This is a genomic window from Gordonia sp. CPCC 205333, from assembly GCF_048537885.1.
GTDB lineage: Bacteria > Actinomycetota > Actinomycetes > Mycobacteriales > Mycobacteriaceae > Gordonia.
Map to the genome: position 1 here is coordinate 382,632 of NZ_JBCLVI010000001.1, position 22,445 is coordinate 405,076.

Genomic DNA, 22,445 nt, shown 5'->3' on the forward strand with positions numbered 1-22,445 from the left:
GGGCTCATCTTCGCATGAGGGCTACCCTCGAAACCAGGTCTCCAATCAGCCCTGGAGTCCGACTAGTCGAACAACTCACCGCAGATCACCTCCTGGGAGGGCGAAATGTCAAAGGAAAGCGACTTCTACACCACAACCGATTCTGGTGCTCCGGCCGGTAGTGACGAGCATTCACTCACCGTCGGCGCGGGTGGCCCCATTGTTCTGCACGATCACTACCTGATCGAACAGATGGCGCAGTTCAACCGCGAACGCATCCCCGAGCGTCAACCACATGCCAAGGGCAGCGGCGCGTTTGGCACTTTCGAGACCACCGCGGACGTCTCGAGTTACACGTGCGCCTCACTATTCGCACCAGGTGCCAAAACCGAAATGATGGCGCGGTTCTCGACGGTCGCCGGTGAGCGCGGTAGCCCGGATACCTGGCGTGACCCGCGTGGGTTCGCGCTCAAGTTCTACACCGACGACGGCATCTACGACATGGTCGGCAACAACACGCCGGTCTTCTTCATTAAGGATCCGCTCAAGTTCCAGCACTTCATTCGCTCCCAGAAACGTCGCGCGGACAACAACCTTCGTGATCACGACATGCAGTGGGACTTCTGGACGCTGTCGCCGGAGTCGGCGCACCAGGTCACCTGGCTGATGGGTGACCGCGGGATCCCAAAGACCTGGCGGAATATGAACGGGTACAGCTCGCACACATATCTGTGGGTCAACGCCGACGGCGTGAAGCACTGGGTGAAGTACCACTTCGTCACCGACCAGGGCATCGACTTCTTCACTCAGGCCGATGCCGACGAAATGGCCGGCGCCGACGGTGATTATCACACCCGTGATCTATTTGATTCGATAGCGTCGGGCGATCATCCCAGCTGGACTCTCAAGGTTCAGCTGATGCCATACGACGAGGCCGCAGACTATCGGTACAACCCGTTCGACCTCACCAAAGTGTGGCCGCATGCCGATTACCCGCTGCACGAGGTTGGCCGAATGACGTTGCATACCAACCCAACCGACAATCACGCGCAGATCGAGCAGGCGGCGTTCGAGCCGAGCAATGTGGTGCCGGGGATCGGCTTCAGCCCGGACCGGATGCTGCTGGGCCGCGTGTTCTCCTACTCCGACGCGCATCGTGCGCGCCTCGGGGTGAACTACAAACAGATCCCGGTGAACGCCCCTCGAAACCCGGTGCACAGTTACTCCAAGGACGGCGCGATGCGAATAACTCCGGTGAGCGATCCGGTATATGCACCTAACTCGAAGGGTGGTCCGGCGGCGTCCTATCCGGGTCAACGCGAACCGCAATGGGCTGCTGACGGCGACATCGTACGGAGCGCGTATGTCGATCACGCCGAGGATGACGATTGGAGTCAGCCGGGCACGCTGGTGCGGGATGTACTCGACGATGCCGCACGAGATCGGTTGGTAGACAACGTGGTTGGCCACCTACTCGATGGAGTTACCGATCCAGTGTTGCAGCGCGCCTATGAGTATTGGAGCAACATCGACGCCACTGTCGGAGCCCGGATCAAGGAAGGTGTGATCGCCAAGAAGGGCACGTAGGCGGTGCCGATGGCCTACCGATGAAGGCGCACCGGGAATAGCTCGGTGCGTGCGATCGTCGCATCCCGGACGGATGCCAGTGCCATCCGTCGGGGATCGGTGAGGTACGTGTCCAAAGCGGCTTGCGTTGGGCAGCCGAGGATTTGGACCTCGTGTGGATGGTCATGCTCGCCGGAGCCGATCACCCGCTGATATACCCGCCCGCCGAACTCCGGCAGCAGCGCGAGAACGGTGTCTTCGTATTCGGTGAGTGCCGCTTCGTGGCCGGGGTACGCCCACAGCATGCAGCACAGGGTGATTTCATCGTTGCTCATCTGTCAGATTGTGCCCGGCCGGGGGCGATTCGATCGAGCAGTTTTCGAGAAGCAGCCTGACGAGCCCGCCGACTATCGTCATTCGTATGACAACAATCAATGCTCTTACCCTTGAAGTTTCCGACGTCGACGCTGCTAAGAGGTTCTACGAGAAAGCTTTTGGGCTCGACGGCCTGCTGCGGTTCGCGCAGTCCGATGCTCCGACCAACGGTTTCCGCGGAGTCGTCCTCTCGCTTGTCGTGGCAGACCCGGCGGTGGTCGACTCGCTATTCGAACCCGCGATCGCGGCGGGCGCCACCGAGATCAAGCCGGCTAAGAAGTCACTCTGGGGTTATGGCGCCTCTCTTCAGGCGCCGGACGGCACAGTATGGACCATCGCCTCGTCGTCGAAGAAGCCAACCGGTGCGCCCCTACGGGTGGTCGATGATCTCGTTGTGCTGATCGGTGCCGACGACGTCGCCGAGAGTAAACAGTTCTATGTCGACAAAGGTATGACCGTGGCAAAATCCTTCGGCCGCAAATACGTTGAGTTCGACGGCGGCGATAGCCGTATAAGACTGGCCCTCAATCCGCGCAAGGCCGCGGCCAAGAACGCTGGCGTGCCCGCCGAGGGGAGCGGGCCCCGCCGATTGGTAATCAACTCCGACGCGGGAGATTTCACCGATCCCGATGGGAACGTATGGGCATGATCATTCCTTGTGGTCACCGGGTCCCTCCGGGAAAGGTGGTTGCGGCACAACGGGATACTCTCCGGTGTACCCCAGTCGCTCCTGGGCTATCGCGGTGACCTTGGACCGGACGGCATACCAGCCGCCGATGAGAATGGGCACGAGCGCGATGATCGCGATCAGATTCCACTTGCTCTCGTAACACATGAGCACTATGACGGCGAATAGGAAGACCAGCGATGCGTAACTTGTCCACGGCGACCACGGCTGTCTGAACGACGGCCGTGTCACTATTCCCTTTGCGGCCCAACGGTGCAACTGAATCTGACAGGCCAGAATCATTGCCCACGTAGCGATGATGCCTAGCGCGGAGAGATCAAGCGCGATGTTGAACGCGTCCTTCGGTACGAACAGGTTGAGTATTACGCCGAGCAGCGTCAGCGCTCCAGTCAGGGCAATACCGCCGAACGGCACGCCATTTCGGTTCATCTTCGCGGTGAACGCCGGGCCGCTGCCATTCATCGCCATCGATCGTAGGATTCGTCCGGTGGAGTACAGGCCGGCGTTCAGGCTCGACATCGCTGCGGTCAGAACCACCAGATTCATGATTCCGCCAGCCGCCGGAACGCCGATCTTGGAGAAGAATGTGACGAACGGACTCTCGCCGTCCTTGTACTGGGTATAGGGCAGCAGGAGTGCGAGCAGGATCAGCGATCCGACGTAGAACAATGCGATTCGCACAATCACTGAATTGATGGCTCGCGGCATGACTTTGGCCGGCTCCGCGGTCTCGCCCGCTGCGATGCCAACCAATTCCACTGCGGCATAGGCGAATATGACCCCTGAGGCCACGATGATCAACGACATCGCGCCTTCGGGCAGGATTCCGCCATTGTCGGTGATCACCGATATGCCCGTCGGTTGTCCTTCGACCTTGAAACGGCCAGCGAGGAAGATGATGCCGACGATGAGGAAGGTCATCAACGCCACGACCTTGATGATCGATGCCCAGAATTCCATCTCGCCGAAGAGTTTCACCGAGATGATGTTCATTGTCATCACGATCACCAGCGCGATGAGGGCGATCGTCCATTGCGGAATCGACTCGAACATGCCCCAGTAGTGCACATATAGCGCGACGGCCGTCACATCGACGATAGCGGTGGCAGCCCAGTTGAAAAAGTAGAGCCACCCGGTGACGAAAGCTGTTTTCTCGCCGAAGAATTCACGGGCATAGGAGACGAACGACCCCGACGAAGGACGATGCAAGACCAACTCGCCGAGAGCTCGGAGAATGAAGAAGACGAAGAGTCCACAGACCGCGTAGACGATGAATAGGCCTGGCCCGGCGTCGTGTAGTCGACTGCCGGCTCCCATGAACAGGCCGGTGCCGATCGCGCCGCCGATGGCGATCATCTGGATCTGGCGAGGTTTGAGGCTCTTGTGGTATCCCTCATCCTCATGCGCAAGGGCGGAATTGTCGTATTCGACTGTCATATAAAGTCCTCGATCTCAACGAAACACAGTCCTCCGAGCAAACGCGAGACGTGTTGAGATGATGTGACGAGGCGCGATCCGGCGCGTTACTAAGTTGAAAGATTGGTAACCTGACGGAAATTCACTGAGTCGGTGGCTCGATCCCGCGAAGCACCGCGGCGACGACGCGCACGAATTCGGTGCAGCTTGGGTAACGCCGCTGGGGGTTTTTCGCCAATGCCTTCGCGAATACCGCGTTGAGCGCGGATGGGAGCCAGACGCGGCGACGATCGAGCCGCGGGGGTGGGTTGTGAATATGCGCGTGGATGATCGCGAACGGGGTAGCGCCCAGATGCGGCGGAGCGCCGGTGAGTAACTCGAATAGCGTGCACGCCAACGCGTATTCGTCGGTTGCTGGCGAAAGTCGTTGATCTTGAAGCAGTTCCGGTGCCGCGTAGCTCAATGAGCCGCGTACCCAGCCGGTGGTGGCCGGTGGTGGGTCGTCCAGTAGTTGAGCGATGCCGAAGTCGGCCAGGCCTGCCCAGGGTCGCGACTTGCCGGCGGCCACCAGAATGTTGGTAGGTTTGACGTCCCGGTGCAGGACCAGGCGCGAGTGTGCGTAGTCGAGGGCATCGGCGATCTGGCGGGCGACTTCGGTGGTAGTTGCGAGATCCGGCTCCGACCTACGGGCGGGAATCATTGTGGCAGCGGAGTTTCCGTCGACATACTGCATCAGCATCCACAGGCGCCCGTCGGGAGTCTCGCCGTGATCGTAGGTGGCGACGATATGCGGATGGGTAAGGAGCGATGCCAGCCGATATTCATTGTCGAAACGTTCGCGGATGACTGGACGTCGAGCGACGTCGGCGCGCAGGATCTTGAGTGCGCCGACTTGACCGGCTGTGTCGAGGACTCGGAAGACGTCGGAACTGCCACCACTGCCGAGATAGTCGGTGACGGTGTAGCCGGATACGCAATCCCCGCGATGGAGCATCTGACCAGACTAGGGTGAGTTGAGCGAGGGTGCCGATACAGTTGGGTCCAGATAGCGAATTCTGGCCGGATGGAGGCGTGACACGAATGGGGCTGCCGCGAACGGCCGCGTGGCGGCACGTGGGTTCACGGGACGGCTTTGAAGTCGCACACTTCGAGCCCGGCGTCGATAGGTCGACGCATCTGTGGGGTCAAACGATCGCCGTCGAAGCTGGCATCACCTTCTCGGTGTCTTACGACATCGTCGTGGATGAACGTTGGTCGACCAGGTCCGCGGATATCAATACGACGTTGAGGGACGAGTCGTGGACGCTGACCGTATGGTCCGACGGCGACGGTGAGTGGACAGTCGACGGTGCCGCCCGGCCAGACCTGAGTGGCTGTGTCGATATTGATCTTGAAGCATCTGTTGTGACCAATACCTTTCCGGTACATCGGATTTCAGCTGCACCCGGTATTCATCGCACACCCGCGGTCTATGTTTCGGCGATCAGTCCGACCGTTGGCGTTCTCGACCAGACCTATACCTTCGGTGGCAGCGACGCCGATGGTGCCGTATACGACTATGCGGCACCATCATTCGATTTTGCCGCGAGATTGCGCTACGACCAGACCGGACTCGTCGTCGACTATCCTGGGTTGGCGACCAGGATCCATTGAATTCGTAGGAGGCACAGCCCATGCGGCAGTTTCGGTTCGGCGTCAATCTGCTCGGTATTCAGGGAGATTTCTTCGAGCAGGTCCGTACCGCTGATGACGCGGGCGTCGATGTCCTCATGGTTCCTGATCACCTGAGGCTGATCGCACCGTTCCCGGCGCTGGCCGCGGCCGGGCAGGTCTCTAGTCGGATGCGACTGGGACATTTCGTGCTCAATGCTGGTTTCTACAATCACGCGCTACTGGCGCGTGACTGTGCGACCACCGATACTCTCACCGGCGGCAGGCTCGAAATCGGTTTGGGCGCAGGCTATGTCGCCGACGAATTTGCCGCTGCGGGACTGCCGTTCCCGTCGGCAGGTAAGCGGGTGGCCCGTCTAGTTGAGACGGTCGAGTACCTGCGCACGACGTTGTCGGATGAGGCGTACTCGCCAGCGCCGCTGCAATCCCCGCCGCCGATCATGGTCGCGGGTGTCGGCGACAAGGTATTGACGCTCGCTGCGCACCAGGCCGACATCGTGGCATTGTCCGCGGTGCCCGACGAGGAGTTCCTGGCCGAACGTATCGACTTTGTCCGCGCAGCCGCCGGTGACCGATTTGATCAGCTGGAATTGAACTTGATCATTTTCGAACTGGCCGCCGATCGCGAGCCGGATCTCGCTGGCCTGCGGCAGATGCGACCCGGCGCGACCGACGAAGAACTCCGCAACTCGATGAATGCGTTATGCGGCAGCTTCGACGAGATCGTCGCCAAAGTCACGCGATTGCGCGAGGAGTTCGGAGTCACCTACTTCACCGTGATCGCACCGGGACCCGAGACATTCGCTGACTTGGCACGGCTTATCGCCGCCGTGCGGTAACCGGGCTGGTCTGTGGCTATGGGTCGAGGCTTCGTGGACCCGTTGTCTGTGCACCCAATTCTTCTACTCGTCGTCGCAATTCACGGTCGGCGGTAACCACGAGGACTTTCCGATTCGCGTTGTCTGCGACGACTTGGACGATCTCGTCGTCGCCGGAGCCGGGTGCGTCGAGGACGCTGACGGTCGGTGTCGAGGTGACCCCTTTCGCCTTACCTTCGACGATCATAATGACGTCGATCGGTGGGTTCAGCCCGGCTGCTCCCCGGGCCGAAGCGTCAATGAGTCTGTCGCGCAATCGTTCTGCCGCACCTCGCCGGTCGCGCCACCAGCCGTCGGGCTTTGACCCAACGACGTTGGCCGCGTCAACGATCAGGAGAGGTCGCATCTGGCCAGGCTAACTGGGGTCCGGTTGAAGTGTCATCGGGGCTTCAGTCCGAGGTGAGTAGGTGTCGTAGGTACCGATTCGGCTCGTCGAGAAAGTCACGAGTGATACGGACCGGTGAGGCGTCGTCGTAGGAGACTTCGTCTATTTCGCCGTCCTCGGAGATCTCCAGGATGGTGGCGCCGGGGAGTGCGAGCAGGATCGGAGAGTGAGTGGCAATGATGAATTGGCATCCGTCGTCGGTCAATTCGGCAAGCATCGCCATAACCGCCAGACATCCGCGCGGCGATAGAGTGGCTTAAGAGCGCCCCAGGTGAGATCGACATGCGTTCCCAACTCGGATTCCGTTGAGCGCGTGGCGAATCGGTTGTGCTGACTGCCGCCTTCCGGGTTCAAACCGGCTGCGACGGCAAGAGCCTCAATCAAGGTCGATTTGCCGCTGCCATTCTCGCCGATCAGAAAGGTGACACCAGCGGGAAATGCGAGACCCGAACGTGCGACCCGGGCGACCGCGGGGAGGCCGAACGGGTATCGATCCCGTGGAGCGTCGCGGGCCACTCGCATACCCATGACGAAGCGTCCGGAGTCTCGGCTGGTGTTCACGATGTTCTAGGAAACCAGATGTCGGTGACAAGAAATGTCGATGTCTACCGGTGCCGCGTTGTTGTTCGTCGGGTTGTGGTCTTTGTCCGTGTTGTGGTCTTGGTGCGGGTCGTTGTCCGTGTCGTGGTAGTTCTGTGCGGAGTGGCATACCTGGTGTGCGGAAGAAATCCATTGCTCGGCGTGGGTATTGACCAGGTCAGTGTCGGGCCGGCATCGGAACCAAGGCGAATAGAACGGCCTTGAACGCTGGAGGTGACCGCGAAAGTGATGGTTTCTTCGTAGTGTCCGACAATCTCGCCGTCGTCGGTGCGCCCGACATGTGTTCCATTGTTGCGGTCGAGCAGCGACCATCGAAGCGACGCGGGAAGGCTGCCACGCGTCACATCGACTTCGACGTCGGCCTCGATGACGGTCGGCGAGGACTGCCAGACTTCGGTCACGACGACGCTGGCCTCGTAACCGCCATTCTCGGTACCGACGAGTTGCTGGTACGCACCGACCGAGACGACAGACGGTTCGTGCTCTTCGGTCGTCGTAGAGGTCGATGGCGTGGCTGTGGTGGTTAGTGCACTAGTCGGGATGGTGATCACCGCGCCATCGTTGGCGGTCAGGGTGAGTTGTGAGTCGGCGTCGGACGCAGGTGCGTCGGAACCGCATGCGGTCAAGGCGGCTGCCGCGAACACGGCAGTGAGCGACAGCGCAGCACGATTGTTAATCAATTTGAATTCCCCCTGCGAGATCATGATGTGAACAGTAGCGCATGTCGCAGCAGCAATCGAGGGGCAGATGTCGAGAAACTTCAGACGGCTCCGACCCAGGTCTGAGTACGGACACAATGGCCGTGCCGCGACGAGGAGGAAATCATGGCGAAATACCTATTGCTCAAGCACTACCGTGGCGCCCCGGCATCTGTGAACGATGCGCCGATGGACCAGTGGACGTCCGACGAGATCACCGCCCATATCCAGTACATGCGGGATTTCGCCGACAAACTGGCTACCACCGGCGAGTTCGTCAGCGAGCAGGCACTGATGCCCGAAGGGATGTGGGTTCAGTACGGCGGTGACGGGCGCGCGGCGGTGACCGATGGCCCCTTCGCCGAGACCAAGGATTTGATCGCCGGCTGGATGATCATCGACGTCGAGTCCCGTGACCGTGCCATCGAATTGGCCGGCGAACTGTCCGCAGCACCTGGCGCGGGTGGGAAGCCGATCCACGAATGGTTGGAGTTACGGCCGTTCATGACCGCGGCGCCGACCGTCGAGGGCTGACACACTCGTGGACGAATCCCTTGTCCGCCATCTCATTCCAGAGGTGATCGGTGTGCTCGTCCGCCGCGGAGCTGACTTCGCGGCGGCCGAGGACGCCGTCCAGGAGGCGCTGATCGAAGCGCTGCGGTCGTGGCCTGACGACCCACCACGTGACCCCAAAGCGTGGTTGGTTGCGGTCGCCTGGCGACGGTTCCTCGATGCGATCCGTTCCGAATCCACGCGGCGTCGTCGGGAGGAGGTCATCGCCATCGAACCGGCGCCCGACGCGGCGTCGGGCGCCGACGACACCTTGCACCTGTATTTCTTGTGCGCGCACCCATCGTTGACGTCGGCATCGGCAGTCGCGCTGACGCTGCGTGCCGTCGGCGGACTGACGACGCGACAGATCGCACAGGCGTATCTGGTGCCGGAAACGACGATGGCGCAACGGATCAGCCGTGCGAAACGCACCGTCGCGGGTGACGGGATCGGCCGTCCGGGCGACGTCGACACTGTGCTGCGGGTGCTCTATCTGGTCTTCAACGAGGGATACTCAGGCGACGTCGACCTGGCGTCGGAGGCGGTGCGGCTGACCCGCCAACTCGCCTCGCTGATCGATCATCCGGAGGTCGCCGGGCTGCTCGCACTGATGTTGTTGCATCATGCGAGGCGAGCTGCGCGCGTCGACGACGACGGGTCGTTGGTGCCCTTGGCGCAGCAGGATCGGAGTCGATGGGATATCGATGCGATTGCCGAAGGTGTTGGACTCCTGCAGGCGGCATTGGCGCGAGATCGGTTGGGCGAGTATCAAACTCAAGCCGCTATCGCGGCGTTGCATGCCGACGCACGCACGGCTGCGGAGACGGATTGGGTGCAGATCGTCGAGTGGTATGACGAGTTATTGGCGCTGACCGATAGTCCGGTCGCGAGGCTCAATCGCGCCGTTGCGGTTGGTGAGGCAGACGGTGCTCAGGCCGGTCTGGCGGCGATGGGAGAGGTGGATTCGACGGTGCCTAGGTATACCGCTGTTGAAGCCTATCTACAGGAACGGGCTGGCGCTCTTGAGGTGGCGTCGCGGTTGTATGTCGAGGCGGCGGAGAGAAGGCGACGAATCTTCGTGAGCGGGAGCATCTGACGCGCCAGGCCGCGCGACTGCATGAGTTGGGTTGAGTGACATGGGAACTGGTGACATCGCCGGTCGAGTCTTACGATGACCGACATGCTCGTTGAGGTTGCGTCATTCATGGTGGCGGCGGTGCTGTTGGTCCTGCTGCCCGGACCGGATTCGCTGGTGGTAATCCGTGGCTTGAGCAATGGTGGTCGAAGTGGCGGGATTCGTACGTCGGTCGGGGTGCTCTGCGGGCTGCTGGTCTGGATCGTGGCGGCGGTGTTGGGGCTGTCGGCGCTGCTACAGGCCAGCGAGGTTGGCTTTGAAGTGCTGAAGGTCGTCGGCGGTTGCTACCTGGTGTGGATGGGCTTTCAGTCGCTGCGGACCGTGCGTCGGGCGGCAACGGATCTGGAGTCGGCGTCGGCGTCGGCATCGCGCTGGTCGAGCGGATTCGCGGCCGGTTTTCTTACCGATCTGCTCAACCCGAAGATCGGAATCCTGTTCATCACGCTGCTGCCCGGCTTTGTTCCCGAAGGATATCCGGTGGCGCTGACCACCTTTGGGCTCGGCCTGGTCTACTTGCTGTTGACGATCGCGTACTTCGCGGCGCTGGTCGTTGCGGCTGGCAAGATCTCCGCGTGGATGGCGACGCCGCGGATCCGTCGTCGGATCGATGGGGTCGCGGGGCTGGCGTTGGTTGGTTTTGGGGTGCGGTTGGCTACGGAGTAGGGCAGTATGCGGGCTGACGTTTGTTCACGGAAGGAACAGAACACGATGAGTTCATCGCATAACCACCAGCCCGGCGTACCCATGCTCGTTCCGGAGAAGCTAGAGCGGTTTCAGATCAAGTACATCAACCCGGTGATGGCGCCGATCGCCCGATTCTTGCCTTCTTTCGCGCGCGTGACTCACTACGGGCGGAAGTCCGGCGTGGCATACGAAGCCACCGTCAACGCCTTCCGCAAGGGCGATTCCATCTCCATCGGCTTGATCCACGGCAAGACGAACTGGAGCAAGAATGTCGTAGCCGCCGGTGGGGCGGAGATCAAACTCTTCGGTGGCAAGACGGTGCGTGTCACCAATCCTCGGTACGTCGAGCAGGGGCAGGGTGATCCCGCGCTGACCGCGGCCACTCGTCGGGTCAACAAGCGTGCGGGTGTTTTGGTGGCCGATATCGTCGGGTAGGGGGCGTCGCCACAGACCGCGATGTTCCCATTGCAAACATTGTACCCAGTGGGTACATTGCTTGTATGAATACTTCCAAACAATGGTCCGAGTCGGACCTCCCCGAGTTCACTGGACGTTCAGTTGTGGTGACCGGGGGCAATAGCGGTCTGGGGCTCGTTGTGGCCTCCGAACTTGCGCGGGCTGGCGCCTCAGTGACTCTCGCGGTCCGAGACGTGGACAAGGGGTCGCGGGCGGCTGCGAAGATGAGTGGCGTCGTGCGCGTACGAGAATTGGATCTAGCGGACTTGTCGTCCGTGCGTGCTTTCGCCGCACAGCAGAACGAACCCATCGATGTCCTGGTTAATAACGCCGGGGTCATGATGACTCCGCTAGGCCGGACGGCCGATGGTTTCGAGCGCCAGATCGGGACCAATCATCTCGGGCATTTCGCTCTGACGAATCTGCTGCTTGAGTACATCACCGACCGAGTCGTCACCGTCTCATCCAATGCGCACCAGCGTGGTGGTATCGACCTCGACGACCTGACTTGGAACCGCCGCAAGTACAGCCGGTCGGGCGCTTACGCTCAGTCGAAGCTTGCGAATCTCTTGTTCTCGAATGAGCTGCAGCGGCGATTGCTCGAATCGGGATCGGTGGTCCGATCCGTTGCCGCACATCCTGGTTGGGCTGCTACCAATCTCCAGAGTCACTCAGGGAGTGCACTCGGCGGCGCTCTGATGGGAATAGGCAATCGATTCATCTCTCAGAGTGCCCAGATGGGTGCGCTGCCAGCACTATTCGCGATCAGTCAGGAACTTTCCGGTGGAAGTTATATTGGGCCGAATGGGCGGGGTGGCCTTCGCGGATACCCGCATTCCGCCGCGATGAGCGCGGCTGCCCGCGATGCCGTACTCGCCGCCCGGCTCTGGGACCTATCGGCATCGTTGACTGATACTGACTTTCCAAACGTTGAGGCCAGCGCCGCCGTCTCTCCGCAACAGACTGTGGAGGGCTAGGTGAATGTTCTTGCGCTGCACCAGAAACTCTACGTCGCCTCGCGCGGCCTACTCGGCCATCGCTTGCTCGGCATCCCCACGCTGTTGTTGACCGCAACTGGGCGCAGGTCAGGACAACAACGGGTTTCGGCCCTTGTCTACGGCCGGAACGGAGGCGATTATCTAGTCGTCGCCTCCAATGGCGGCGCACCAACGGCACCGGGCTGGTCTCACAACTTGGCCGCGCATCCGCATGCCTCGATTCAAGTCGGTACCCGAACCGTGGAGGTTGACGCCTCTTTCGTCTACCCCGGCGAACCGACTTTCGCCGAGCTCTGGGAAATCGTTAATGCCGCCAACAAGCAACGCTTCCGCGGCTACGAGAAGTCCACGACGCGACCGATTCCGGTGGTTGTTCTCACTCCAAGCAGGCACGCGCGGTCGGCGGGCAATTCTTGATTCCGCGACCGATGGCTGAGCCTTACGATGAACCTGCGGAAGGCCCAGGTTCGCCGCATTGTTTCGACGCCGCGATCGAGTTGCGGAATACCGGGGCTGGCACGTATTTGGGGAGCACGACCCCGGCCTACGGCAACGTCGTCGGACCGTTCGGTGGGATCACCGCCGCAACGCTGCTAAACGCTGTAATGCAGCACCCTGGCTGCCTCGGTGGGCCGTTGACATTGACGGTGAATTACGCGGGCCCGATCACCCCGGGAACGTTTGACGTTGCGGCGCAACTGGTTCGGACGAATCGCAGCACCCAGCATTGGAATCTTGCGCTTAGGCAGAACGCAGTGGTCGCGACGACGGCTACGGCGATTTTTGGCACGCGGAGGCAAAGTTGGACTGTTACCGAAATTACTCCACCCGTTGTGCCGAGCGCACAGTCGATCGCGCCTGCTGAATTCTCGGAGCTTGTTGGTTGGATGGGCAGTTACGAAACACGGTTTGTTAGCGGTGACCTCTCCATTACCCAAGGGCCGCAGGAGAATTCAGGCACTACATTCTGGATCAATGACAAGCGTCCGCGAGCAGTGGATTATCTGTCCTTGACAGCATTGAGTGACGCATGTGTTCCTCGCGTCATGCAGCGTTTGGGGAGATTTGTACCAGCGGCCACGATATCGCTGACGGTGTATTTCCACGCGGAGAGCACACAGGTTGCGAAGCAAGCAGATCGGCCGGTCCTGGCGACTGCCCGTGCACACCATTTCGGGTCAGGCCTCTGCGATCAGACTCTTCGCCTGTGGTCCGATGATTCGACCTTGCTGGTGACCGGCCACCAATTGGTGTCTTTCCGAGCCGAATGAGCGGGAAACGTTGCCGCTACCTCACCGGGGCCGGATGCCTTCAAAGATCAGGTCGATCACGGCCGACATCTGGGCAGAGACAGCGGCGGGTTCCGAGACACCCGTTGCCGCAAGGGAAACGAGTCCGTGCGTGACAGTGAAGAAGGTCAGCACAAGCTCATCGGGATCACGCTGCGCGATACTGCCGTCACGCTGACCTTCTTGGATGACTTTTCTAATCACGGCCATCGTGTCGCCCGCCGCGGACACCACGCGCGGGTCCTGAGAGTCGACATGTTTGCGGGTGAACATCAACTCGAGAAGTTCGCCATTGTTCGCGGCGAAGTCGAGGTAGGCCGCCGCGATGGCGCGAAGGCGCTCCTCGACGGTTCCGTTTTGAGCGACATCGGTCATCGAACGCGCCAACTGGCGAAATCCTCCGACCGCCAGTTCATCCAGGAGCGCCTGCTTGGTAGGAAAGTGGCGGCGGGGAGCAGCGCTGCTGACCCCGCAGTCCCGGGCGACCTGTCGCAGCGATAGTCCCTCGACACCTTCCGCCCGGAGCACTCGGTCAGCGCTGTCCAGTAAGGCATCGCGCAGGTTGCCGTGGTGATAGGGCCGCAAATCAGAACTACTCACCCTTTGGAGGGTACCGTTCATTGGCGTCAAAGTACTCATCGAGAACATTGCTGGCGCGCGTACTTCTTAGGGCGCTAGCCGCCGGAGATGCGGCTGGCGGTTGTGGCGAGTGCGAGTCACGGGCGGTCATTCTTGAAGTTAATGGCGCGCCTTCCGGAATTAGCACTTCCGTTAGTGCGGCACTCGGCGCCCTCGCGGAGATGGTCTCTCGTCTCAACGGCGAAATCCCACCCCGTCCCGTTCGCCCCTGGCGAAATATCCTCGGGAACAAATATCCAGCCACCTAGGTTGAGTCCATCAGACTTAACTTTGGAGGTTTGATGTCTGACATATTTTCAGTTCCCGTCCTCTTCGTCCCTGACCTGGTCGTTCTTCCCGGAATGGTCGTGCCGGTGCCGCTTGACGACACCGCACAGGCAGCCGTCGACGTCGCTCGGGCCAGCGAGAACGGAAAGTTGCTGATTGCCCCGCGTCTCGACGACCGCTACCCGACCTACGGGGTCATCGCCTCGATCGTGCAGGTGGGACGCATGCCCGGCCAAGACGAATACGTCGCAGTGGTCAAGGGCGAGCAGCGCGCCCATATCGGCACTGGAACCACCGGGCCGGGCGCCGCGCTGTGGGTCGAGGTGGAGGCGGTCGACGAATCGACCGTCACCGACGAGACCCGCGAACTCGCGTCTGAGTACAAAAAGGTCGTCCTGGCGATGCTTCAGCGTCGCGAGGCGTGGCAGGCCATCGACGTCGTCAACCGGTTGACTGACCCGTCGGCCCTGGCCGACACCGCCGGCTATGCGACCTGGATGTCCGACGAGCAGAAGCGTGACCTGCTGGAGACCCCCGACGTCGACACCCGACTGCGCCAACTCATCGAGCAGACCAACGAGCACCTGGCCGAGACTGAGGTCAGCGAGAAGATCGCCAACGATGTGCGCGACGGTATGGAGAAGCAACAGAAGGAATTCCTGCTTCGCCAGCAGCTCAACGCCATTCGCAAGGAACTCGGCGAAGACGAGCCCGACGGCGCCGACGACTATCGCGGCCGCGTCGAAGCCGCCGACCTGCCAGACGAGGTACGCAAAGCAGCACTCCGTGAGGTCGGCAAACTGGAACGCGCCAGCGATCAGTCACCTGAAACGGGCTGGATCCGCACGTGGCTCGACACCGTCCTTGACCTGCCGTGGTCGGTGACCTCCGAGGATTCCGCCGACATCAAGGGCGCTCGTGAAATTCTCGACGCCGACCACCACGGCCTCGACGACGTGAAAGATCGCATCGTCGAATACCTGGCAGTACGTGCCCGACGTTCCGAGCGTGGAATGTCCGTTGTCGGCGGGCGTGGTTCGGGTGCCGTCATGGTGCTCGCTGGCCCTCCCGGAGTTGGCAAGACGTCCTTGGGTGAGTCCGTAGCGCGTGCTCTCGGCCGAAAGTTCGTTCGTGTCGCCCTCGGTGGCGTCCGCGACGAGGCCGAGATCCGCGGTCACCGACGCACCTATGTCGGCGCATTGCCGGGACGTATAGTCCGCGCGATCGGCGAAGCGGGTTCGATGAATCCTGTTGTGCTGCTTGATGAAATTGACAAGGTTGGCTCCGACTACCGCGGCGATCCCGCAGCGGCGTTGCTTGAGGTGCTGGACCCGGCGCAGAACCACACCTTCCGCGACCACTACCTCGACATTGACCTGGACCTATCCGACGTCGTATTCCTCGCGACGGCCAACGTCGTCGAGAACATTCCGTCCGCGTTGCTGGACCGAATGGAACTGGTGACCATCGACGGCTACACCGAGGATGACAAGGTGGCAATCGCGCGCGACTATCTGGTCCCGCGTCAACTGGAGCGGACGGCGTTAACCGCCGACGAAGTGACGATCACCGACGACGCTCTACGCGAGGTTGCGGCCAATTACACGCGCGAACCGGGTGTGCGCCAGTTCGAGCGGCTGCTCGCCAAAGCGCTGCGCAAGGTGGCGGTAAAGCAGGCAGAGACCGATGAGCCGATCACCGTCGACGTCGACTCGCTGACCGACTACCTCGGCCGGCCGCGGTTCACCCCGGAGTCCGCCGAGCGGACCGAAGTGCCCGGTGTCGCAACGGGTTTGGCGGTCACCGGAATGGGCGGCGACGTCCTGTTCATCGAGGTGCTGAAGGCTGCGGGCGCTGATGAGAAGGGCCAAGGCCCGCAGCTGAAACTCACCGGCCAGCTCGGCGACGTCATGAAGGAATCAGCGCAGATCGCGTTGAGTTATGTGCAGGCTCATGCCGCCGACTTCGGCATCGACCCGGCGGCGCTCAACGGGACGGTGCATATCCACTTCCCGGCCGGCGCCGTTCCCAAGGATGGGCCATCGGCGGGCGTGACGATGGTGACCGCGCTAGTGTCGATGTTGACCGGACGTCGAGTCCGCTCCGAGGTCGGTATGACCGGTGAGGTCACGCTGAACGGGCGGGTCCTGCCGATCGGTGGCGTCAAACAGAAACTGCTTGCCGCGCAGCGTAATGGGCTGAAGACGGTCTTCATCCCACAACGGAATGAACCCGACCTCGACGACGTACCCGCCGAAGTCCTTGACCGACTGGAGGTTAAGCCAATGACCGACGTCGCGGAGATCGTGGCGCAAGCTTTGGAGGCGGCGGTCGCCGACGAAAAGGCAACAGCGGCATAGTGATTTGGGTCGGCAGCCCCGGCCCGACAGCAGGCCCGACCGGAATCGGTCGGGCCTGCTGTTGTCCCTACGCCTCGCCGACTACCCGCAGCAACAAACCTTCGACGGTATCTCGCAACTGTTCGTCGGACAGGTCATCGAGCCGTCGCAGTGCCGGCGCAAGGTCGAAAACGAGCCAGAATGCGGCGCGCTGATCGGGAGTTGGATTGTCGCCGAACAATATTCGTAACGCTCGGTTCCCAAGGTCTTCGAGTACGGCTGCTGCTTCCGGTTCTCGGAATAGCCCGGGGTCGCCGAGGTTCATACTTCCGGACTCGCGATATGACCGCACGGTCTGCGACGCGAACCCCTTGGCGAGCAAGCGTTTCCGCTGGCCTGGATCCTCGATCGCGGCCAACGAGTCGATCAGCGCGGCCATCGGCGCGGTGACCGACGTCAGCAATGCGGTCAGAATCGCACCCTTGGTCTTGAAGTAGTAGTACACATTCGCCTTGCGTACACCCATGTCGTCGGCGATCACCTGGAGTGACGTCGCATCGAAACCGCGCTCGGCAAACAGTCGTCGAGCGGTGTCGAGTATCGCCTGCCTGGTGCGTTCGGCCTGCTTGCTGCGTGAAGTTTGCATCGCTGGTATCGTAACTCATTAGCCGTATGGCTAATGAAATGGAGGCGTTAATGTCTGACCGCGTGTTGGTGACCGGTGGCACCGGCTATCTGGCCCAGTGGTGCATCGCCCAGCTCGTCGAGAAGGGTTACCGCGTGCGCACCACCGCGCGCAGCGCGTCGAAAAGCGATGCCGTGCGGGCCGCTGTCAGCCGTGCTGGCGTCAACGCGGCCGGCTTGGAAATCGTCGTCGCCGACCTTCTCTCCGACGACGGCTGGTCCGAGGCGGTGGCCGACTGTGACGCCGTACTGCACGTCGCATCGCCCTTGGTTGCCACCCGCGACGAGGATGCCGTCATCCGGCCGGCTGTGGATGGAACGCTGCGGGTATTGACAGCGGCCCGCGATGGCGGCGTGCGTCGCGTGGTCTACACATCGAGCTGTGGCGCGGTGTATTACGGCCACCCGCAACGGGATTCGGTATTCGACGAGTCGGATTGGACCGTCGTCGGCGTCGGTCCGATGAGTGCCTACGTGAAGTCGAAGGCGCTGGCCGAGCGAGCCGCCTGGGACTGGCACTCGGCACAGGGCGGCGAACTGGAATTGGCGGTCGTGAATCCCGCGGGCATCTTCGGACCAGCCTTGAGTTCGGACGCGACGTCGTCGCTGGGGCTGATCCGCCAGTTGCTCGGTGGGATGCCCGGTATCCCAGATCTATGGATGGGCATCGTCGATGTCCGCGACGTCGCCGACTTACATATCCGGGCGATGGAGGCGCCAGAGGCGGCCGGGGAGCGGTTTATCGCGTGGTCGCGGGGGCCAGTGTCGATGGTGGATATCGCGGCTCTGTTCCGCGACCGGCTCGGTCCGCTCGCCGCGAATGTCCCGCACCGACGCCTGCCGAACTGGCTCGTTCGCATCGTGGGAAGGTTCAACACCGAAGTGGGAGACCTGGTACCACTGTTGGGTCAGCGTCGTGAAGCTACCGGAGATAAGGCGCGGCGCGTCCTTGGCTGGTCGCCGCGTCCGTGGGAGGACACGATGCTCGACTCAGCGCGGAGCCTTTCCGATCTGGGCCTGGTGGGCTAAGACTCAGCGCCGGTATCGGTGAACTCGGCAACGTAGTACCGGGTCATCGCGGGCGAATAGTCTTCGAACACAATGGCTTTCACATCGTCGCCGCGCTCGGCCGCGACCATCCGATCGAGGTAGTAATCCCAGCCGGGGCCGACGCCCTCGGCCATCTTTAGGTCGGGGACGTTCTGTGCGAACGTCAATGTGGTGATGCCCTCATGTTCTTCAAGGTGCAGGCGGAGTAGCCAATGTTCGGGGTTCTCGCCGTCGTACGGCATCGACGTCGTGATTCTCAGCCGGTGTGGCCGCTCGCATTCATCGATACGGAAATGCTCAGACGGGATGTCGTCACCCTCGAAGAGCATCTGGAATTTCACGTGGCCGTCGGCGGGATCGCCGGTCCACGTCCCGATCCAGCGGGCCAGTCGTTCAGGTTCGGTGACGGCGGACCAGACATCGTCGATCGCCGCCGCGAAAGTGCGCTTCCATTCGCAGTAGGTGCCGTCGGCGTGATCCCGTCGGTGGCCGGTGGGGGTTGGCTTGCTCATGCGGTGTCCTCCTGATGGTCGGTGCGTTCGGTGCGACGTTCCCTCGTGGTGCGTCGCACTTCGAGATCGAGACCGTCGAGCAAGTGCTCGGGAATCGGCGGTCCGCTGACGCGGAGGCCGTCGAGATACTCGTGAACCGGAGCCATGCCATCGCGGGCGAGTTCGTAGTGTCGCTCGCGGCCCCGCGCGGTTGCGATGACCAGGTCGGCTTCGGTGAGCAGCCGAAGATGTTTGCTGATCGCCGGTCGGCTAATCGGATACTCCGCCGCGAGGTCAACGACCCTCGCGGGGCTGGCCGCGAGTCGCCGCAACAAATCGCGGCGAACCGGATCTGCCAGAGCTTCGAACGCATCCATGTCACTATTGGTAACTGATAAGTTACCAATAGTCAAGTGGGGGACTGGGTATCAGGCGAAATTTTCGATGATGACCTCGGCGCCGAGCATCGTCACTCCGCCGGTGGCGAAGTTGGCGACATCGGCTGCCGTCGCCTTGCCCGCTTCCGAGCCCAGACCGGCGCCAAGTGCTTCCTTAGAGTCGAAATCCAACGTCGTGATGAGGTAGATATGCGGCTCCGATCCGTCTAGCGACTCACTTTTCGATATGGACACTCCGCGCAGGCCGGGGATGTCGCGGGCGAGCGGGATGTGGGTGTTGTGGTAGTAGTCGTCGAACGCGGCGGGGTCGGTCGGCTGGTTGTAGAGCACGGTCAGGCGGTACATATCTCTCCAATGTCGATGGGGGAGTGAGACTTTCGGGATGGGGGTCGTTATGGCACCGCGTGTCACGTTACGGCAGCCCGACGTCGGTCGCGGCCGGTTTTGTCGGTGAAAATCGGGAAATGGTTGGCCGAGCAAGGGCAATATGCCCTTGCTGGCACAATTATCGGACGATTTTCCCAAAGGGGCCGGGCGGACCTGAGTGAAGTCGGCTCAACTTTTTCCGGAGACTGGGAACAATCCCCGACGCCCGCTAGTTACACCTATCGAGAGACCTGAGCGTGGGGCACTCAAGTAAGCTTGACGACAGACAAACCGTCCGATAGAACTTGAGTCCGTTGCACTGAGGTTTCAGTCGTACCAAAGACCTACAGACACACCTGGCCGCCGCTTGTCGGTCGGCCACAACAAGGAGGAAACACATGTCACGTGCTGTCGGAATCGACCTCGGCACCACCAACTCGGTGGTCTCCGTTCTCGAAGGCGGCGAGGCCGTCGTCGTAGCGAACGCTGAAGGCTCCCGCACCACCCCATCCGTCGTCGCCTTCGCTCGTAACGGCGAAGTCCTCGTCGGACAGCCCGCCAAGAACCAGGCGGTCACCAACGTCGACCGCACCATCCGGTCCGTCAAGCGCCACATGGGCGACGGCGAATGGACCGTGGAGATCGACGATAAGAAGTACACCCCCCAGGAGATCAGCGCCCGCACGCTGATGAAGCTGAAGCGCGACGCCGAGTCCTACCTGGGCGAGGATGTCAGCGATGCGGTCATCACCGTGCCTGCCTACTTCAACGACTCGCAGCGTCAGGCCACCAAGGAAGCTGGCCAGATTGCCGGCCTCAACGTCCTGCGCATCGTGAACGAGCCAACTGCCGCAGCCCTGGCCTACGGCCTGGACAAGGGTGAGAAGGAACAGACCATTCTGGTCTTCGACCTCGGTGGCGGTACCTTCGACGTTTCGCTCCTGGAAATCGGCGACGGCGTCGTCGAGGTTCGGGCCACCTCGGGTGACAACGAACTCGGTGGCGACGACTGGGACCAGCGGGTCGTCGACTGGCTCGCCGATAAGTTCAAGGCGCAGAACGGCATCGACCTGACCAAGGACAAGATGGCCATGCAGCGTCTGCGTGAGGCGGCCGAGAAGGCCAAGATCGAGCTGTCGGCATCGCAGTCGACGTCGATCAACCTGCCGTACATCACCGTCGACGCCGACAAGAACCCGCTGTTCCTCGACGAGCAGCTCTCGCGCAGCGAATTCCAGAAGATCACCTCTGATCTACTCGAGCGCACTCGCGCACCGTTCCAGGCTGTCATCAAGGATGCGGGTATCGCGGTCGGCGACATCGACCACGTCGTGCTCGTCGGTGGCTCGACCCGTATGCCGGCAGTCACCGAATTGGTGAAGGAACTGACCGGTGGACAGGAGCCCAACAAGGGCGTCAACCCGGACGAGGTCGTGGCCGTCGGCGCCGCATTGCAGGCTGGCGTGTTGCGCGGCGAGGTCAAGGACGTGCTCCTGCTCGACGTCACTCCACTTTCCCTTGGCATCGAGACCAAGGGCGGCGTGATGCACAAGCTGATCGAGCGCAACACCACCATCCCGACCAAGCGGTCGGAGACCTACACCACCGCCGACGACAATCAGCCGTCCGTGCAGATCCAGGTGTTCCAGGGTGAGCGTGAGATCGCGTCGCATAACAAGCTGCTCGGTTCCTTCGAACTCGGTGGCATTGCGCCTGCGCCGCAAGGTGTTCCGCAGATCGAGGTGACCTTCGACATCGACGCCAACGGCATCGTGCATGTCACCGCGAAGGACAAGGGCACCGGCAAGGAGAACAGCATCCGCATCCAGGATGGTTCGGGCCTGAGCAAGGACGAGATCGACCGGATGATCAAGGACGCCGAAGCGCACGCTGAGGAAGACCGCACGCGTCGCGAAGAGGCCGAGACCCGCAACCAGGCCGAGTCGCTGGTGCACCAGACCGAAAAGTTCCTCGCCGACAACGAGGACAAGGTCTCGGCAGAGGTCAAGGGCAAGGTCGAAGCTGCTGTTGCCGACGCAAAGGAAGCGCTGAAGGGCACCGACACCGCTGCCATCAAGACCGCCATCGAGAAGTTGTCAACGGAGTCCCAGGCCCTCGGCCAGGAGATCTACGCCGCCAGCCAGGCTGAGGCCAATGCGGATGGCGCAGCCGACGCGGGAACAGCAGATGGCGCCGACGATGTCGTCGACGCCGAGGTGGTCGACGAGCCCGGAGACAACAAGTGACCTCCGAGGCCGGGAGCACAGCGAACGAGTCGACCCAATCGGTAGATCCGACGACACCTGACGAGACCGTCAGCGTGCCGGCCGATCCGCTGGCGGAGGCTCTGGCCGTCGATGCTGATGTATCGACGGCGGGGCCCGCTCCCGAGGACCAAGCCGACCCGGTCGTCGAACTGACCGCGGATCTGCAGCGGCTCCAGGCGGATTTCGCCAATTTCCGACGCCGTGCGGCGAAGGAGAAGGAAAGTGCGGCGGCGTTCGGCAAGCAGGTCTTGCTGGAGAAGCTGCTCCCGGTACTCGATGATCTCGATCGGGCCCGGGCCCACGGTGATCTCCAAGAAGGGTCCCCACTGCGCGGCGTGGCGGATAAGCTCGTGCAAACGCTTACTGGGCAAGGGCTCTCGTCCTTCGGTGCGCCGGGTGAACCGTTCGACGCCGATCTGCACGAGGCGGTGCAGCATGACGGAGACGGGGCTAACCCGGTGATCGGTGCGGTCTACCGTAACGGATACCGACTGGGCGACAAGGTGATTCGTACCGCGATGGTCACCGTCACCGACCCCGCTCCGGAAACCGGTGCCGGGCAAGGTGATTGATC

General features: G+C 61.8%; 26 protein-coding genes and 1 pseudogene. 15 read left to right on the plus strand and 12 right to left on the minus strand.

Annotation, left to right across the window (positions count from 1 at the left end; translation table 11 throughout):
* The first annotated feature begins 105 nt into the window (after window positions 1-105).
* On the plus strand, window positions 106-1,566 hold the full coding sequence (locus AAFP29_RS01760) for a catalase (RefSeq protein WP_419215580.1): 1,461 nt from the start codon (window positions 106-108) through the stop codon (window positions 1,564-1,566).
* Between the two features lie 14 nt (window positions 1,567-1,580).
* On the opposite strand, the gene AAFP29_RS01765 is transcribed toward AAFP29_RS01760, so the two are convergent.
* On the minus strand, window positions 1,581-1,880 hold the full coding sequence (locus AAFP29_RS01765) for a hypothetical protein (protein ID WP_419215582.1): 300 nt from the start codon (window positions 1,878-1,880) through the stop codon (window positions 1,581-1,583).
* A gap of 86 nt (window positions 1,881-1,966) precedes the next feature.
* Here AAFP29_RS01765 and AAFP29_RS01770 point away from each other — a divergent pair, with 86 nt between their 5' ends.
* Window positions 1,967-2,569 carry a glyoxalase gene (locus AAFP29_RS01770; RefSeq protein WP_419215583.1) on the plus strand — a complete coding sequence of 201 codons (603 nt, stop codon included), beginning with the start codon at window positions 1,967-1,969 and terminating at the stop codon, window positions 2,567-2,569.
* Here the strand turns inward: AAFP29_RS01770 and AAFP29_RS01775 are convergent, their stop codons facing one another.
* Window positions 2,570-4,045: an amino acid permease gene (locus AAFP29_RS01775; protein WP_419215584.1), complete on the minus strand. Its 1,476-nt coding sequence runs from the start codon at window positions 4,043-4,045 to the stop codon at window positions 2,570-2,572.
* A 121-nt stretch (window positions 4,046-4,166) separates the two neighbouring features.
* Window positions 4,167-5,018, minus strand: coding sequence for a serine/threonine-protein kinase (locus AAFP29_RS01780; RefSeq protein ID WP_419215585.1), 852 nt, complete (start codon window positions 5,016-5,018; stop codon window positions 4,167-4,169).
* An 86-nt stretch (window positions 5,019-5,104) separates the two neighbouring features.
* Here AAFP29_RS01780 and AAFP29_RS01785 point away from each other — a divergent pair, with 86 nt between their 5' ends.
* Window positions 5,105-5,677, plus strand: a complete 573-nt coding sequence (locus AAFP29_RS01785) for a putative glycolipid-binding domain-containing protein (RefSeq protein WP_419215586.1) — start codon at window positions 5,105-5,107, stop codon at window positions 5,675-5,677.
* A 20-nt stretch (window positions 5,678-5,697) separates the two neighbouring features.
* A complete protein-coding gene (locus AAFP29_RS01790; protein ID WP_419215587.1) occupies window positions 5,698-6,534 on the plus strand; it encodes a TIGR03621 family F420-dependent LLM class oxidoreductase in 837 nt (278 codons plus the stop codon).
* A gap of 16 nt (window positions 6,535-6,550) precedes the next feature.
* Here AAFP29_RS01790 and AAFP29_RS01795 read toward each other — a convergent pair whose 3' ends face one another.
* From AAFP29_RS01795 to AAFP29_RS01810, 4 genes are read right to left on the minus strand one after another with little or no spacing between them, the layout of a single operon-like run.
* Window positions 6,551-6,919 carry an NTP pyrophosphohydrolase gene (locus AAFP29_RS01795; RefSeq protein WP_419215588.1) on the minus strand — a complete coding sequence of 123 codons (369 nt, stop codon included), beginning with the start codon at window positions 6,917-6,919 and terminating at the stop codon, window positions 6,551-6,553.
* Window positions 6,920-6,962: 43 nt separating this feature from the next.
* Complete coding sequence (locus AAFP29_RS01800) at window positions 6,963-7,175, minus strand: hypothetical protein (RefSeq protein WP_419215589.1); 213 nt, start codon at window positions 7,173-7,175, stop codon at window positions 6,963-6,965.
* Window positions 7,160-7,519 (minus strand): AAA family ATPase, encoded by a 360-nt coding sequence (locus tag AAFP29_RS01805; protein ID WP_419215590.1) that lies wholly within the window; start codon window positions 7,517-7,519, stop codon window positions 7,160-7,162. Before AAFP29_RS01805 ends, AAFP29_RS01800 begins: the two co-directional genes overlap by 16 nt.
* A gap of 44 nt (window positions 7,520-7,563) precedes the next feature.
* On the minus strand, window positions 7,564-8,262 hold the full coding sequence (locus AAFP29_RS01810; RefSeq protein WP_419215591.1) for a hypothetical protein: 699 nt from the start codon (window positions 8,260-8,262) through the stop codon (window positions 7,564-7,566).
* 120 nt (window positions 8,263-8,382) lie between these two features.
* On the opposite strand from AAFP29_RS01810, the gene AAFP29_RS01815 reads away from it, so the two are divergent.
* From AAFP29_RS01815 to AAFP29_RS01845, 7 genes and pseudogenes are all read left to right on the plus strand, one after another.
* Entirely contained in the window at window positions 8,383-8,790 is a 408-nt protein-coding gene (locus AAFP29_RS01815; protein ID WP_419215592.1) for a YciI family protein, read from the plus strand.
* Between the two features lie 7 nt (window positions 8,791-8,797).
* Window positions 8,798-9,939, plus strand: a pseudogene (locus AAFP29_RS01820) (RNA polymerase sigma factor).
* Window positions 9,940-9,979: 40 nt separating this feature from the next.
* Entirely contained in the window at window positions 9,980-10,606 is a 627-nt protein-coding gene (locus tag AAFP29_RS01825; RefSeq protein WP_419215593.1) for a LysE family translocator, read from the plus strand.
* Between the two features lie 81 nt (window positions 10,607-10,687).
* Window positions 10,688-11,062, plus strand: coding sequence for a nitroreductase family deazaflavin-dependent oxidoreductase (locus AAFP29_RS01830; RefSeq protein ID WP_419216320.1), 375 nt, complete (start codon window positions 10,688-10,690; stop codon window positions 11,060-11,062).
* 65 nt (window positions 11,063-11,127) lie between these two features.
* Complete coding sequence (locus AAFP29_RS01835) at window positions 11,128-12,060, plus strand: oxidoreductase (RefSeq protein WP_419215594.1); 933 nt, start codon at window positions 11,128-11,130, stop codon at window positions 12,058-12,060.
* Window positions 12,061-12,498 (plus strand): nitroreductase family deazaflavin-dependent oxidoreductase, encoded by a 438-nt coding sequence (locus tag AAFP29_RS01840; RefSeq protein WP_419215595.1) that lies wholly within the window; start codon window positions 12,061-12,063, stop codon window positions 12,496-12,498. It begins immediately after the preceding gene.
* Window positions 12,499-12,509: 11 nt separating this feature from the next.
* A complete protein-coding gene (locus AAFP29_RS01845; protein WP_419215596.1) occupies window positions 12,510-13,352 on the plus strand; it encodes an acyl-CoA thioesterase in 843 nt (280 codons plus the stop codon).
* 21 nt (window positions 13,353-13,373) lie between these two features.
* On the opposite strand, the gene AAFP29_RS01850 is transcribed toward AAFP29_RS01845, so the two are convergent.
* On the minus strand, window positions 13,374-13,970 hold the full coding sequence (locus AAFP29_RS01850) for a TetR/AcrR family transcriptional regulator (protein ID WP_419215597.1): 597 nt from the start codon (window positions 13,968-13,970) through the stop codon (window positions 13,374-13,376).
* 320 nt (window positions 13,971-14,290) lie between these two features.
* On the opposite strand from AAFP29_RS01850, the gene lon reads away from it, so the two are divergent.
* On the plus strand, window positions 14,291-16,636 hold the full coding sequence (lon, locus tag AAFP29_RS01855; protein ID WP_419215599.1) for an endopeptidase La: 2,346 nt from the start codon (window positions 14,291-14,293) through the stop codon (window positions 16,634-16,636).
* Between the two features lie 67 nt (window positions 16,637-16,703).
* Here the strand turns inward: lon and AAFP29_RS01860 are convergent, their stop codons facing one another.
* Window positions 16,704-17,261 carry a TetR/AcrR family transcriptional regulator gene (locus tag AAFP29_RS01860; RefSeq protein ID WP_419215600.1) on the minus strand — a complete coding sequence of 186 codons (558 nt, stop codon included), beginning with the start codon at window positions 17,259-17,261 and terminating at the stop codon, window positions 16,704-16,706.
* A gap of 50 nt (window positions 17,262-17,311) precedes the next feature.
* On the opposite strand from AAFP29_RS01860, the gene AAFP29_RS01865 reads away from it, so the two are divergent.
* Complete coding sequence (locus AAFP29_RS01865; protein WP_419215601.1) at window positions 17,312-18,328, plus strand: SDR family oxidoreductase; 1,017 nt, start codon at window positions 17,312-17,314, stop codon at window positions 18,326-18,328.
* Here AAFP29_RS01865 and AAFP29_RS01870 read toward each other — a convergent pair.
* From AAFP29_RS01870 to AAFP29_RS01880, 3 genes are read right to left on the minus strand one after another with little or no spacing between them, the layout of a single operon-like run.
* Entirely contained in the window at window positions 18,325-18,861 is a 537-nt protein-coding gene (locus AAFP29_RS01870; RefSeq protein ID WP_419215602.1) for an SRPBCC family protein, read from the minus strand. The two genes, AAFP29_RS01865 and AAFP29_RS01870, sit on opposite strands and share 4 nt — an antisense overlap.
* A complete protein-coding gene (locus AAFP29_RS01875) occupies window positions 18,858-19,217 on the minus strand; it encodes an ArsR/SmtB family transcription factor (protein ID WP_419215603.1) in 360 nt (119 codons plus the stop codon). The genes AAFP29_RS01870 and AAFP29_RS01875 overlap by 4 nt, the downstream gene beginning before the upstream one ends.
* 51 nt (window positions 19,218-19,268) lie before the next feature.
* A complete protein-coding gene (locus AAFP29_RS01880; RefSeq protein WP_419215604.1) occupies window positions 19,269-19,583 on the minus strand; it encodes an EthD family reductase in 315 nt (104 codons plus the stop codon).
* Between the two features lie 419 nt (window positions 19,584-20,002).
* Between AAFP29_RS01880 and dnaK the strand changes: the two genes are divergently transcribed.
* Both dnaK and grpE read left to right on the plus strand, forming a co-directional pair.
* The gene (gene dnaK, locus AAFP29_RS01885; protein ID WP_419215605.1) at window positions 20,003-21,850 is read left to right on the plus strand and encodes a molecular chaperone DnaK; all 1,848 of its coding nucleotides are present in this window, start codon (window positions 20,003-20,005) and stop codon (window positions 21,848-21,850) included.
* Complete coding sequence (gene grpE / locus AAFP29_RS01890) at window positions 21,847-22,443, plus strand: nucleotide exchange factor GrpE (protein WP_419215606.1); 597 nt, start codon at window positions 21,847-21,849, stop codon at window positions 22,441-22,443. The genes dnaK and grpE overlap by 4 nt, the downstream gene beginning before the upstream one ends.
* Window positions 22,444-22,445: the final 2 nt, after the last annotated feature.